Genomic DNA, 13,334 nt, shown 5'->3' on the forward strand with positions numbered 1-13,334 from the left:
TAACAATCTTGAATAATAATGTCCTATCAATTTATCATTAAATAAATGTAAAAAATGACCCTATTTATTCATTTTTAATGCGTATGTATGTACATTTGTTAATTTATTCGATATATTATGGGTATTGAATGATTACGTGAAGTGTATAGGTCGCTTATATAACACCTTATATTTTTATATCCGTGAAAACTACAAAGTGTATGAAAATCCATTTGTCAAATGAATTTAGTGCGGAAGGAGGTTTGTGGTTACTTCATAGGGTATAATAATCAGTTTTTTACTGATAAAAATATAGGAGGCGACATAATGTTTCGTACGATTTCAAATTTCATGAGAGTAGCTGAGATAAGAAGGAAAATCCTTTTTACACTAGCGATGTTAATCGTTTTTCGAATTGGCACGTTTATTCCAGTTCCTCATACTAACGCAGAGGTATTAAAAGTACAAGATCAAGCTAACGTTCTAGGTATGTTAAACGTATTTGGCGGAGGAGCATTGCAACACTTCTCAATCTTTGCTGTAGGTATTACACCATATATTACAGCTTCCATCATAGTACAGTTACTACAAATGGATGTTATACCTAAATTTTCGGAATGGGCAAAGCAAGGAGAAATGGGCCGTAAGAAATCAGCTCAATTCACTCGATACTTTACAATCATTCTCGCATTCATACAGGCCATCGGAATGTCTTATGGCTTTAATAATATAGCAGGTGGACAATTAATAACAGATCAAAGCTGGACTACATACTTATTTATTGCGACAGTTTTAACTGCAGGTACTGCATTTTTACTTTGGTTAGGCGAACAAATTACCGCTAACGGAGTTGGTAATGGTATTTCGATGATTATCTTCGCAGGTCTCGTTGCCGCCATTCCAAATGTTGCAAATCAAATTTATTTACAACAATTCCAAAATGCTGGCGATCAGCTATTTATGCACATAATAAAAATTGTTTTAATTGGACTCGTAATTTTAGCGATAGTTGTTGGTGTTATTTACATTCAACAAGCTGTACGTAAAATACCGATCCAATATGCAAAAGCTGTTTCAGGAAACAATCAATATCAAGGAGCAAAAAACACTCATTTACCGCTTAAAGTAAATAGTGCTGGTGTTATACCAGTTATCTTTGCTTCTGCATTTTTAATGACGCCGCGTACAATTGCGCAGCTCTTCCCTGATTCAAGCGTATCAAAATGGTTAGTTGCAAATCTTGATTTCGCACATCCAATTGGAATGACACTTTATGTCGGTCTTATTGTTGCTTTCACATACTTCTACGCATTTATTCAAGTAAATCCTGAACAAATGGCTGAGAATTTGAAAAAGCAAAATGGATATGTTCCTGGTATTCGTCCTGGTAAAGCAACTGAACAATATGTAACTAAAATTCTATACCGTTTAACATTTATCGGTGCAATTTTCTTAGGTGCTATTTCTATATTACCGCTCGTATTTACGAAAATTGCTACGTTACCACCTTCTGCTCAAATTGGTGGTACAAGCTTACTTATCATTGTCGGTGTAGCACTAGAAACTATGAAGACGTTAGAAAGCCAGCTTGTAAAACGTCATTATAAAGGCTTTATTAAAAAAGTGAATTAATTATAAAAAACACAGTTGGTTATTTTTCCAACTGTGTTTTTTATTTTATCAGTTCTGTAATTAATATACAGGGCTGTTGCTTTATTAAACTACATCTCCTTCTCTAATAACCGCCCTTTTTTGAAATAAGTCCGTAGTGTTGAACGATTGGCCAAAAATACACCAATCAATATAAGACAAGCCCCCATTCCCATTGTAGGATTTAAAGGTTCTCCTAAAATGATATATCCCACAATTATTGCAATCAATGGTGATACATATAACCACGTCGATGGAAATACTGGATTTGTTTTTGATAAGAGCCAGTAATATAATCCGTGGCCACCAATCGATCCGATAAATATGAGATATAAAATAGGCCATTGCACACTCCATGAAGTTAATACGGTTACATTGGGTTGTTCTACAATAATAGATGCGATTAGTAGTAAAATCCCTCCATAAAACATTTGAATACCGTTAATAAGAAATGGTGATACATTTGATAAATCTGAAAGTATTTCTTTCGAACGAATAGAGCCTATTCCGTAAAATAACTCCCCTATAACTAAAACAATACAAGCAATACTCCATATGAAACTTACTTGTTGATGCATTCCTGGTAAAGAAACAAATATAACACCTATTAGTGCAATAACTAAAGCAACGAGTTGTTCCTTTTGTAGCTTCTCCCTATTCCTCTTTGCTTGTATTAACAAGATCATCATTGGTCCCGTAGCAGAAAGAACAGCAGCTAATCCTGAAGAAATATACTGTTCTGACCAATATAAACTTGCGAATGTCATGAATGTTAAACAAAATCCAGCATACATAATGCGTTTTGAAAATATATGTGGCATAATTTCTTTTCGCTTGAATTTAAAAATAATCATAAGGATTATGCCTGCTAAAAAGAAGCGAATTCCTGCTGAAAACAACGGTGGCGCCCCTGCTTCAATTCCAATTTTTATCGTTAAAAATGTTGTCCCGAAAATAATACATACTAAAATGTAATTAAAAATGACCATTTTGCTTCCTCCTTTTTACTCTTAAAATGAGTATAGAGGGTATGGTGTATAACAGTGTATCGGTACATATAACAGTTACTTCAAGTTGTAGTTGATTCCCTATATATTTTTCGCTTTAATTAAGTTAAAAAGAAAAATAGGTGAACCTATGAAAATTGTATTGCGTAAAGAAACAAACATACCGTATTACAAGCAAATATATATGCAAATTGTTGACAGAATACAAAGTGGTATGCTTTCACATGGTGAATCTCTTCCTTCTTTACGTTGTATGGCCACAGATTTACAAATCAATGTATTAACAGTTCGCAAAGCGTATAAACAATTAGAAACCAAAGGGTATATACGCATCGAACAAGGAAAAGGTGCTTACATATATAAACGGGTAAAGAAAGATTTCAAACCAATTCCGTATAAATGGCAACAAACGAAAACGATTAATGTTATGCGTTCTCAATATGCAATGAATAAACACCGTAAATATTATGATTTTTCACAAGCAATTCTGTATCCTCGTCTATTACCAAATCCATTTTTGGCAGACGAAATGCATAAATTGCTGGATAAAAATCCAATGTTGTTAGCAACTTACGGGCCAGTTCAAGGCGATTATGAACTGCGAGTTGAAATAGCAAATTACTTACATGAACACCAGAAATTAGTGACAGACCCATCCCAATTATTAATTACAAGCGGAGCACAACAAGGAATTGATTTAATTGCTCAAACATTATTAAAACCTGGAGATATTGTATTAGTAGAAAGTCCGTGTTACAGTGCTGCGCTTGATGTTTTCATCAATAAAAGTGTTCAAATCATTCCCGTTTCTCTTGATAATCATGGAGTTCGCGCCGACTTAATTGATGATATTTGTCAAAGTAAAAATCCCGTTTTATTGTATACGAATCCAACCTTCCAAAACCCGACAGGTACAGTAATGAGTAAAGAACGAAGAGTGGAACTTATTGAACTAGCGGAGTTATATCAATTTTTTATCATTGAAGATGATTCTTTCGGGGAAATATATTTTGAGGATGCTATAGTCCCGCCTCCAATCAAAAGTTTTGATAAAGATGGCCACGTAATATATATAAAAGGATTTAGTAAAACGTTAGCACCAGGACTGCGTATCGCAGCACTTATTGCCGATGGTCCTATTTTTGAATGGCTATATGCAGTGAAAGGTTCAATGGATATCGGTAGTCCCTTATTAACACAAAAGGCACTTCTGCCGTTTTTACGTGCGGAACGTATGAAAAACCATTTAGAAAAATTACGTACAGCTTTACAAATGAGACGTGATTTAACAATTAATATATTATCGCCATTAAAAGAACTAAACTTTGAAATACCAAATGGAGGTTTTAATTTATGGGTGACACTGCCTGATTCGATAGATCCCTTTACCTTATTACAAAAAGCAAATGAAGTAGATGTCTCTTTTTTACCAGGAACAGCTTGTCTATTAAATTACGAAACAAATGATAACCAATTAAGAATTAGCTATTCAATGTTAAACGAGAAAGATATGGAAATTGGATTAGAGAAATTACATGATACAATACGAAAAAGTATTTGTTAGAAGCAATCTCACATTAGCCAACAATAAATAATACCCGAAAATGAAAATGTATAGTATGGGATATTATTTATTGTTGAGCTTTTTCGTTATTCTTAACAATCGGTTTTAAAACTTGTCTTTCTTTTAATTCTTCAACACTGCCATATTGATCAATAACAATTGCTTTCATTTCCTTTCCTCTCCTCCTTGCTGTTTATTTTAATAACATACAATTATTTCTCAAAATTTTTTGTCTTGAATTAACATATAATTATTTTTGGGGGTAATTATGTAAGAAGCATTATAAAGTGAAACTTTAATCAACCCTCGTCAATCGGTCTTTTTCAGGAAGTTGGTCCCCTCCCAACTTCTTTACTTTCCCTGAATTTTGAGATGAGACTCTTACCGCCCGGCAAATGGCAAATAGCGGGATGAATTACAATACGAATCTTACACACATCTTAGAATCATCCAAAACTGTTTTATTAATTAAATTCAAAAGAAATGGGGCTAACTATATGAGTGAAAAGATATTTAAAATAAATGGAATTGATATATGTACAGAAAGCTTTGGAAACCCTAAGAACCCTGCTATTTTATTAATTATGGGCGCTACATGTTCCATGGTTTATTGGGACGAAGAGTTTTGTGAGCTGTTGGCTAGTACGGGGAAGTTTGTTATTCGCTTTGATAACCGTGATGTTGGACGCTCTGTTGCCTATGAACCTAGAACTTCCAATTATACAGTAACAGATATGGCTGAAGATGCAATTGGAGTACTAGATGCTTATCATATTGATAAAGCTCACCTATTTGGTATGTCATTAGGTGGTATGATTGCTCAAATTGCCGCTGTAAAACATCCCGAAAGAATTTTGACGCTAACTTTACTAGCGACTAGTGTAATAGGATCTGATGACAATACTCGCGATTTACCTCCAATGGATGAAAGAATTTTAACACATCATGTAAATGGCACAAGTATAGATTGGGCAAATAAAAATGATGTGGCAGAGTATTTAGTTTCAGGATCTCGTCTATTATGTGGATCAGAACGAATATTTGATGAAAATAGAGTTTATAAACAAGTAAAACAAGAAATAGAACGCGCAAACAATTTATTAAGTATGTTTAATCACGCTTTACTTCAAGGTGATGATGCATATGAAGGTGTACTTCAATCCATACAAGCACCTACATTAGTTATTCACGGAACAGACGATACAGCACTCCCATTTGAACATGGCCTCGCACTAATTGGTGAAATTCCAAACTCAGTACTATTAACTCTTAAAGGAGCAGGCCATGAAAACCATCCAGATGACTGGGAAAGCATAATTAATGCTGTTTCTAAACATACATCTAAAATTTAGATAAATAACTAATGGAAGGGGCACAAATTGTATTGTGCCTCCTTCTAGTTACAAACAAAAACCCATCACTGTATTCGTATGTATAGTGATGGGGACTTTTTATACTTTTCTATGTTTAAAAAAATGGACAATCTAATTGATCAACAGATTCCCATAATTTTTTTTTTGCATTTTCGGTGGATGTATTTGTGTCTAGTGTCATGTTTTTAAAAGGGTTTACTTCGACTTTTAATAAGGATGAAGGCTCCACATATAATGAGAAAACATGGCTGCTTGGTAAAGCTTTTGAAACGTCAATATCTCCTACTTGTTTAAATAGTTGCTGTGCAGCAAAAAAGAAGAAATTAGTTGGATTTGATTGTTTATTCAGCCACGCAAGCATTTCAGGTGATACCGATTTATGAATATTGATTTTTACTCGATCACCACGTTTATATCGCCTAGATCGCATACTTCCACCAACTAACTTATCGTTAAGTTTGTAAATCCTAACTCTTTTTGCTTATGCTCTCTATATTTTGGTGAACAAGTATATACTAATAATCCTCGTGCATTTGTAAATAACGGATTATCTACAAAGATTACATTTTTGAGTCGTCCTTTTTGCTTTAAAATCATTTTTAAACTGTTTTTAATAATTACTGCACCCCCGCCATAAATAAACACGTATGGATCGTCTTTCATATCATCAATTTTGTTTATAATATCCGTTGCAACGCGCGCTGCTAAACCTAATAATGCTGGTTGTGATTCCTCAACTAATAATGCATTTCTAGGGTGTTTATCATTTAAATAAATTTGATTGAACTCTGTAATACTATCAATTGTCTTTGTTGGATACTTCCGGTTCCATCTCGTAATAATTTGTAGTAACGTTTCTTTCACACCATACGATAAACCCTTACTTAGTTGTGGTCTAAAGTTTACGCCTAGTGATACTACTTCTTCTGTCGTCCCTGCGCCAATATCAAAAGATAATAGTGTTTTATCAACAAAATCAATTTCTGACACTTTATTTTGTTCACATTCTATTTTATGTTTCACAACATTTCCTTCTTCATCGTATACAATGCCCCACGTCCCAGAAGCACCCTCAGGCAGGCATTTACAATACTCAATTGAAACATTAATTGTCACATCACGTCCGTTCGGATAATGGAAAATAACCTTATGATTTCCCATATAACGTTTTGCATTTTCAGCAGCTATTTCTTGTGTAATAAGCTGCATAGGAAGAGCGACAGATAAATCATAACGAATATTAATATGACTAGAAGTTGGACTTTGACGCATAGCGCTTACAGCTAAACCTGATAGAATTGTAATAACCATTAACTCATCAGTCGACTTATTCGATTTCTTCTCAACCTCAGTACCTTTTAATTGATCTTGGATGACTTTTTCGCCAACGATGTATCGTACATTATTTAACATTAACGATGGCGAACTTATAGTCACATCAATGTGGTTTTCTAATTCAGATAATGAGACATCTACCTCATCTAAGAGTCCTGTAGGCTCACCTATATATAAAGAATAAATACTCGGAATAAAAATAGGGTCTTGCCCTTTCACCATTAACTTCAAACCGTTGTTTCCTGCATCTGCACCAGCCTTTAAAAGTATAGACATAACTACCCCCTAAATTAATCTGACATCCCTTCCAAATATATGCGAGCCCATTCTTTTACATTCAAATGTATTGTAATTTTTTACTCATTACAAAAACAAGATATTACATAATTACGCATTGCGTGTAAAAAACATTTGACACAAAACTTCCCAAATTTTATACTATAGTTGTAAATAGTTTTTTACAATAGTGGAGGTGTTGTTCTAATATGAATCGTAATAAATTCATTTTAATAACAATCGTTTTATCATTAGTCGCAGTCCTTATACATGGTACCTATAAATACATCAATGAAGGTGTAATTTTAGGTGGAACCATTTTCTCAAGCGCTTTAATACTTAGCTACCTCCTTAATCATATTACATGGGGAGATCCCCGCGGTGTGTCAGAAGAAAGTCAAGATGAGATGGGACAACAAATTACATATAAAAGCTTTAAAATCGCATATTTTGTGCTTGTAGTTGTAATGTTCCTTTTATTAATCTTCTCCGAAGGATTTTCTATGGGAGCTAATTTAGATGGAGTAAAAAACCTCCCTCTGTTCATCGCAATTTGCTCTTCATTCTTTATTTATCCTATTGTCGAACTCATAGTTGCAAAACAATATAAGTAAAAAGATGAGGTTTTCTACATGTAGAAAACCTCATCTTTTTATATTTACATACTCTCTACAATTGCTTTTAATTTATTCACAGTCCGCCAATTCCTAACTGTAGCTGGTGTATGTAACTTCTGAAACTGGTTCATTAATTTAGAATTTCGAATGCTATTTTTGAAAAATAAATAAACGACCTTCTCATCTATATAGCAATCTTCAAGTTCACTTTTAAATGTAAGCAATTGACTACTCTCTTCTTCAGAAAGTACATTAGCTAAAAAAGCAATATGAACACTTTCTCCTTCTAACAATGAATGAACTTCATATGGACATTGTTTAATAATATTTATAAATTCATCATGTGTTCTTAGCATGACTGGAACATCGAAATCAAATTCTTTTTTTATTTCAGATTGTATTCGGTCCTTTAGAAAGTTTATACCTTCCTCAGATTCGAACACAATATTACCACTTTGTATATATGTTTTCACTTGTTTTAACCCTATTGATTCAAACACTCGTTTTAAATCAGCCATTTTGATTACTTTATGGCCACCGACATTGATTCCTCTTAGTAATGCAATATAAAGTGTCATATTATCCCCCCCACAGTAAAATGAACTTATCAATTGAATCGGTTTTCCCACTCATATTTCTCGGATATTTGTTTTAATTCTTCTAACATATCATGAATAGATAATACCTCAAATAAAATAATAGATTCACTTGAAAAATGGTGATGATAATGATTTGGTTTATAATCTTTTAAATCATTTTTATAACTCCAAAATTGCTTGTCTAATTCAGCAATAAGTTTAAAATGTTCCTCATTAATTTCATTACAACGGTTTCTCAATATAGCAATTATAGAATGAATTGTTCGTTGTAATATTTCCTTTTCACTTTGTGACCAGTCACAAGTCTCAATTGACACTCGAGCTAAATTATCTATATGGTAAATGATTTGTTGTAATATATGAAGTTGCTTCTGCATAGTTAAAAAGCTTCGCATTTCCTTCTTTGTATATTGATGATATTTCCAATCTTTCTGCTCATATTGAACAAATTGTATCGCCTTATGCAATAATAAAGTCAATTTAGATAAATCCTGAGCAGTCTCATTTTTCATACCTTTTCCTGCAACTAATGCAGCAATCCATTCTTCCATAATATTTGCTGTTTTAGCAAATAGATCCTCTGTGCATCCAAAAATCGTTTTCGTATAGTGGGGTGGAAAAATGAAAAAATTCACTAAAGTAGATACTATAATACCAGTAGATGTAGTAGCTAAACGAATTAAAAATGCAGTAAAATAATGATCTGCCGTAATTGGAATCATAGCTACAGCAGTTAAAGTTGCGACTAAAGTTCCCGCGTGTAACCTTAGTTTTTGACATGTAACGATCGTAAACATTGCAGCTAATGCATAAGAAATTGCTTGGTGGTCTAGGAAAAATGTGAAAGTCATGGCATATGCCGATCCAATTGTTGAGGCCGGAAAGCGAATAAGTCCTTTTTTTATTGAGTCTGTTGCAGTTGGTTCAATTGTAACAATTGCTGTTATTACAGCAAAAATAGTTGGGATGTTAAAAAATTCACAAACTAACACTGTAAGAAAAACTGCAATCCCAGTTTTAATCACTCTTCCCCCAACAATATACCATTTTCTATCTTGATTCATTTTTTATATCCTTCATTTCTGTTTCATTTTATATACATATATTATATATTGTTAAAATAAAAAAACCTACTACATGAATATTCAAGAGTAAGTTTTCTATCTCGTTATTCCATTATAGGTAAATGCATTATTATTTGTTGGCCAATTGGCCCCATTCTCCTAAAACCTTTATCTTGGAAGCCGACTTTTGCATATAAATTTTGTGCAGGAATATTTCTTTCATTCACAGCAAGTACAACTTCATTTTTTATTGGAAAATAACGTTTTACAAACTCTTCTAATAATAACAATGAATTTTTAGCGTATCCTTTTCTTTGTCTATTGTGATTAATAGAAAATGATGTTAAAAGTAAAGCATCCTCATTATCAGTGAACTTCTTTACTCTATCTCCTGTTTGCAATGCGAAAAGACCAACAGGTAACCCGTTGTAATCTAAAATAACAATCACGTTTTTTGTACGATCACTTTTTGCTTTCTCCAGTAATGCGCTTGGATCTGATGTAAACTGGACTTGTTCACTTGGTAAAGTAAATGTTTGTATAACTTCTTTATATTTCTCCTTATACGGAACTAATTGAATTTCCCCTGTGTGTATGTTCATGCTAAACTCTCCCATTTTTTAGCTTATTAACTTATACCTTGCTGTGCTTTTGAATGCACTCTTCCATCTAAAAAGGTAATTTCAACAAATGAATTTGGATCGTTTCCTTTCCAAGCAAAAATTTGTTTAATTTGTGTAGAATGTTCTACCCCTTCTTCTATAAGTAAATCCCCTTCAAAACCAATTAAATCTTTCACTTCTGTATAAGTCATTCCTTCATTTATGTTCGAGAAATGATTTATATTAATAGAATCTTTCTGTTGCCTTTCCATCACAGTAGAAGAAGTTGCTGTTTGATTTTTCACTTCTTTTCTCTGTTCACACGCTGTCATACTGAAACCTAAGCATAAACTAAACAATATACATGCGCTTTTTTTCATCATAACAGTTGTCCCTCCCATCATAATTAAACCATATATTCCCTTGAAAATAAACTGAATATTTAATATTACATTCAAAAACCTCGTACAATTAAGTACGAGGTTAATTTCATTTATTCAAATGATTATTTGATTGATCATCCTGTTCTTTTCTTAACTCTTGTTCTTCATCTTTTGGTAATTGTTTATCATTATCTTTAATTGGATTCGTTTCTCTATTTTCAATCATATCATTTGGAACTTGTGGCATTACTCGGCCCACAATAGCCGCTAATTCATCTAGTATACCTTCACCTGTTTTTCCTTTTTTAATTTGCTTTCCAATTTGTTTTAGGCGTTCATACGTATCAACATCTGCTACAACGACTGCATTAGCACCGTCAGGGTCATTTTTTAAACTTTCTGCAACAGAGTATTTAATTGATTCAACACGAGTTCGATCAAGTTTTGCTTTTACGTCTATACCTACAATAGCATATTTTCCAAAAACGACCGCTGTTGCATCATTCACACCTGGCAAACTTGCTGCTAAAGATGCTAAATGATCTGCTGCTTTTTCATTTGGCTTATTTGATTTATTCGTATAATTAACATTTTTCATTGAAACATTTTTTTGTTCCGACTTTTCGTTTGGATTGTCTTTTTTTCCAATACTGCATCCAGTTATAACGAAGCAAAGCATCAATATATATATTAGAGTTTTCATTATTTTCACCACTTCACTATTAAGGTTTAATCATAAATTTTTTCAACAGCTTGCATTTTCTTTACCTTTTCCTCGGCCCCGCTATTAGCATTAATGAATATTTGATACGTATCTTTTCCTAAAGTACCTATAAATTCATAGCAAAGTACTTCATTATGCAAATCATTGACTACTAAAGCTTTACGTTCTTCCATAACTTTTACATCCGGATTGATTTTCTTTCTTGCTTCTGCTGCAGTTAGCTTTGCCGATGGAACTGTTCGCTTTTGATGTGACGCTAAGTATTCTTTTGCGGAGAACCCAACGATAGAACCATCATCTAAAGCAATTTTCATTTGGATTGCTTCTGGATAAATTCGTACTCCATTTTCATTTACTACATACGTAAATACACCAACATTATCATATTGAGAGCTATCATAAAGCTCCATATTATTAAACTTATGGTCCTTTAAAAATTTCAAACCTTTACTACCTGCATCGTTTAAACTAACTTTCTGTTCTTTAATTTCGCGGTTATTCATAACCCAAATTGGATATCCGCCTTTTCCGGTAATATCCATATAGAACTCATTGTTCGTTGCTTCATCTTTAATTTTCACACTATAGAAGGATTCTTTCGCACCTTTTCCGCTTTTCTCAACATCTACTTTTTCATTTCCTTTTAAATTCAAAAACGATTTGGCAATTTTCGCCGCTTCATCTTTAGAAATTGCCTTTCCTTCCGCTTCAAATCCACCTTTTTTATTTTTTTGCGCACTTGTAAAGGTCGGTCCGAAGTTTGTAGAAGAATATGATGTTACGTTTTTCTCTACAGTTTTCAATCCATCAATAATTGTGTTATCTGCTGGATCGCGATTTGATGCAAGTGCCATTTCTACATCCATCCAGCGTAAATTATTTTTCAAAACAAGATGTTGTACTTTTCTTAGTTCATCTTGTATATTTCCTGCATTTGAATATAAAGTTTGCAACGTTTTATATTCTTGCTCATTTAACGGCTCTTTTTCTAAATCACGAATGGCTGCACGGTAACTAAAATCACCGATATTCGCTAAAAATTCTTCCGTTTTATTAAACGGCATTAATGTTAAAGGCAGTTGCCCAACATCTGAGCGAGCTTCAGATGTTAAACGCCATACATCCGCTAGTGCAGGTGATAAAGATGATCGTGAATTCATCGCAAGTGTTGTACCAATTTTATCGTGCAATAAATCGACTTCGTATGCTAAATCATGGAATGCACGTTGATAACTATTTTCCGCTCGAATTAAAACCGCATTTTTCTCTTGGTGCTCTTTATAGCCCCAGTATCCTGTTCCTACTACACCGACTGTTAATAATACAATGATAATACCTCTTAACATTGTCCCACCTCCGCTCTATTTACAGAAAATATGTTTACCGATTTTTTTAATTTGTGGACGAGTCCAAATCCATTTACTAGTCGCAGTATCTGGATTGAAATAATATAAAGCATTTCCTGTTGGATCCCATCCGTTAATCGCATCTAAAACTGCTTTTTTTGCTGTTTCATTTGGCGTTAAATATATTTGTCCATCGGCTACCGCTGTAAATGCTCTAGGCTCAAAGATTACACCTGAAACAGTATTTGGGAACGACGCACTTGTAACACGATTTAAAATAACAGCAGCTACTGCAACTTGTCCTAAATACGGTTCACCACGTGATTCCCCGTATACTGCGTTTGCCATAAGCTGAATATCATTTTGAGAATAACCGTTCGGAACATTTGTCCCTTTATTTTGAGGTGGTTTATTCTCCTGTGCAGTGCCACCACTATTTCCTTTATTCGTTGTCGTCCCTTTATTAGCAGTTGACTTGTCATATTTCGTTGCCTTCACGAGCATTTGCTTCGTTTTAGCTCCAGCTAAACCATCAACGGGTAATCCGAATTTCTCTTGAAAATTCCGAAGTGCCCAGTATGTACCCCATCCGAAAACACCATCCACTTTTCCCGTATAAAATCCGTTATATTTCAAACGAGATTGCAGTTCAATGACATCTTCGCCAGATGCCCCTCTTTGAATGACTTGATTAGAAAAAGCTTCTACATTCTTTAGTTGTATACTACTGACCATTAAAGACAGCCCTATGAACGCAAGTAAAACTGCTATTTTAAAAATAGCCTTTTGGCGCATAATTTTTCCTCCTTAATTAC

The 13,334-nt window shown here is 33.6% G+C and carries 14 protein-coding genes; 4 read left to right on the forward strand and 10 right to left on the reverse strand.

Features of this window, described 5'->3' with window-relative positions; translation table 11 throughout:
* The first annotated feature begins 306 nt into the window (after positions 1 to 306).
* Positions 307 to 1,611: a preprotein translocase subunit SecY gene (secY, locus tag ACTFRH_RS09810; RefSeq protein ID WP_000490135.1), complete on the forward strand. Its 1,305-nt coding sequence runs from the start codon at positions 307 to 309 to the stop codon at positions 1,609 to 1,611.
* Positions 1,612 to 1,700: 89 nt separating this feature from the next.
* Here the strand turns inward: secY and ACTFRH_RS09815 are convergent, their stop codons facing one another.
* Positions 1,701 to 2,618, reverse strand: a complete 918-nt coding sequence (locus ACTFRH_RS09815) for a DMT family transporter (protein WP_000234327.1) — start codon at positions 2,616 to 2,618, stop codon at positions 1,701 to 1,703.
* 148 nt (positions 2,619 to 2,766) lie between these two features.
* Between ACTFRH_RS09815 and pdxR the strand changes: the two genes are divergently transcribed.
* Positions 2,767 to 4,200, forward strand: a complete 1,434-nt coding sequence (gene pdxR / locus ACTFRH_RS09820) for a MocR-like pyridoxine biosynthesis transcription factor PdxR (RefSeq protein ID WP_000706795.1) — start codon at positions 2,767 to 2,769, stop codon at positions 4,198 to 4,200.
* 497 nt (positions 4,201 to 4,697) lie between these two features.
* Positions 4,698 to 5,552, forward strand: coding sequence for an alpha/beta fold hydrolase (locus ACTFRH_RS09825; protein WP_001290771.1), 855 nt, complete (start codon positions 4,698 to 4,700; stop codon positions 5,550 to 5,552).
* A 115-nt stretch (positions 5,553 to 5,667) separates the two neighbouring features.
* Here ACTFRH_RS09825 and ACTFRH_RS09830 read toward each other — a convergent pair whose 3' ends face one another.
* Positions 5,668 to 6,003 carry a hypothetical protein gene (locus ACTFRH_RS09830; RefSeq protein WP_001257760.1) on the reverse strand — a complete coding sequence of 112 codons (336 nt, stop codon included), beginning with the start codon at positions 6,001 to 6,003 and terminating at the stop codon, positions 5,668 to 5,670.
* 11 nt (positions 6,004 to 6,014) lie between these two features.
* On the reverse strand, positions 6,015 to 7,184 hold the full coding sequence (locus ACTFRH_RS09835) for a ParM/StbA family protein (protein WP_000025621.1): 1,170 nt from the start codon (positions 7,182 to 7,184) through the stop codon (positions 6,015 to 6,017).
* A gap of 209 nt (positions 7,185 to 7,393) precedes the next feature.
* Here ACTFRH_RS09835 and ACTFRH_RS09840 point away from each other — a divergent pair, with 209 nt between their 5' ends.
* Entirely contained in the window at positions 7,394 to 7,798 is a 405-nt protein-coding gene (locus ACTFRH_RS09840) for a hypothetical protein (protein ID WP_001081360.1), read from the forward strand.
* Positions 7,799 to 7,842: 44 nt separating this feature from the next.
* Here the strand turns inward: ACTFRH_RS09840 and ACTFRH_RS09845 are convergent, their stop codons facing one another.
* The 7 genes from ACTFRH_RS09845 to sleB all read right to left on the reverse strand — a co-directional run bounded on the left by ACTFRH_RS09845 (position 7,843) and on the right by sleB (position 13,314).
* Complete coding sequence (locus ACTFRH_RS09845) at positions 7,843 to 8,379, reverse strand: DUF1697 domain-containing protein (protein WP_000177389.1); 537 nt, start codon at positions 8,377 to 8,379, stop codon at positions 7,843 to 7,845.
* Between the two features lie 29 nt (positions 8,380 to 8,408).
* Entirely contained in the window at positions 8,409 to 9,464 is a 1,056-nt protein-coding gene (locus tag ACTFRH_RS09850) for an aromatic acid exporter family protein (RefSeq protein WP_001070833.1), read from the reverse strand.
* A 104-nt stretch (positions 9,465 to 9,568) separates the two neighbouring features.
* Positions 9,569 to 10,081 (reverse strand): GNAT family N-acetyltransferase, encoded by a 513-nt coding sequence (locus ACTFRH_RS09855; RefSeq protein WP_003301495.1) that lies wholly within the window; start codon positions 10,079 to 10,081, stop codon positions 9,569 to 9,571.
* Between the two features lie 11 nt (positions 10,082 to 10,092).
* Positions 10,093 to 10,449 carry a hypothetical protein gene (locus tag ACTFRH_RS09860; RefSeq protein WP_000976443.1) on the reverse strand — a complete coding sequence of 119 codons (357 nt, stop codon included), beginning with the start codon at positions 10,447 to 10,449 and terminating at the stop codon, positions 10,093 to 10,095.
* 106 nt (positions 10,450 to 10,555) lie between these two features.
* Complete coding sequence (locus ACTFRH_RS09865; protein ID WP_000854058.1) at positions 10,556 to 11,152, reverse strand: YhcN/YlaJ family sporulation lipoprotein; 597 nt, start codon at positions 11,150 to 11,152, stop codon at positions 10,556 to 10,558.
* Positions 11,153 to 11,178: 26 nt separating this feature from the next.
* A complete protein-coding gene (gene ypeB / locus ACTFRH_RS09870) occupies positions 11,179 to 12,519 on the reverse strand; it encodes a germination protein YpeB (protein WP_000943726.1) in 1,341 nt (446 codons plus the stop codon).
* Positions 12,520 to 12,534: 15 nt separating this feature from the next.
* On the reverse strand, positions 12,535 to 13,314 hold the full coding sequence (sleB, locus tag ACTFRH_RS09875; protein WP_001249053.1) for a spore cortex-lytic enzyme: 780 nt from the start codon (positions 13,312 to 13,314) through the stop codon (positions 12,535 to 12,537).
* Positions 13,315 to 13,334 lie beyond the last annotated feature (20 nt).

Origin of the sequence: Bacillus cereus group sp. MYBK216-1, assembly GCF_051916495.1 — a bacterium.
Classification (GTDB): domain Bacteria; phylum Bacillota; class Bacilli; order Bacillales; family Bacillaceae_G; genus Bacillus_A; species Bacillus_A thuringiensis_K.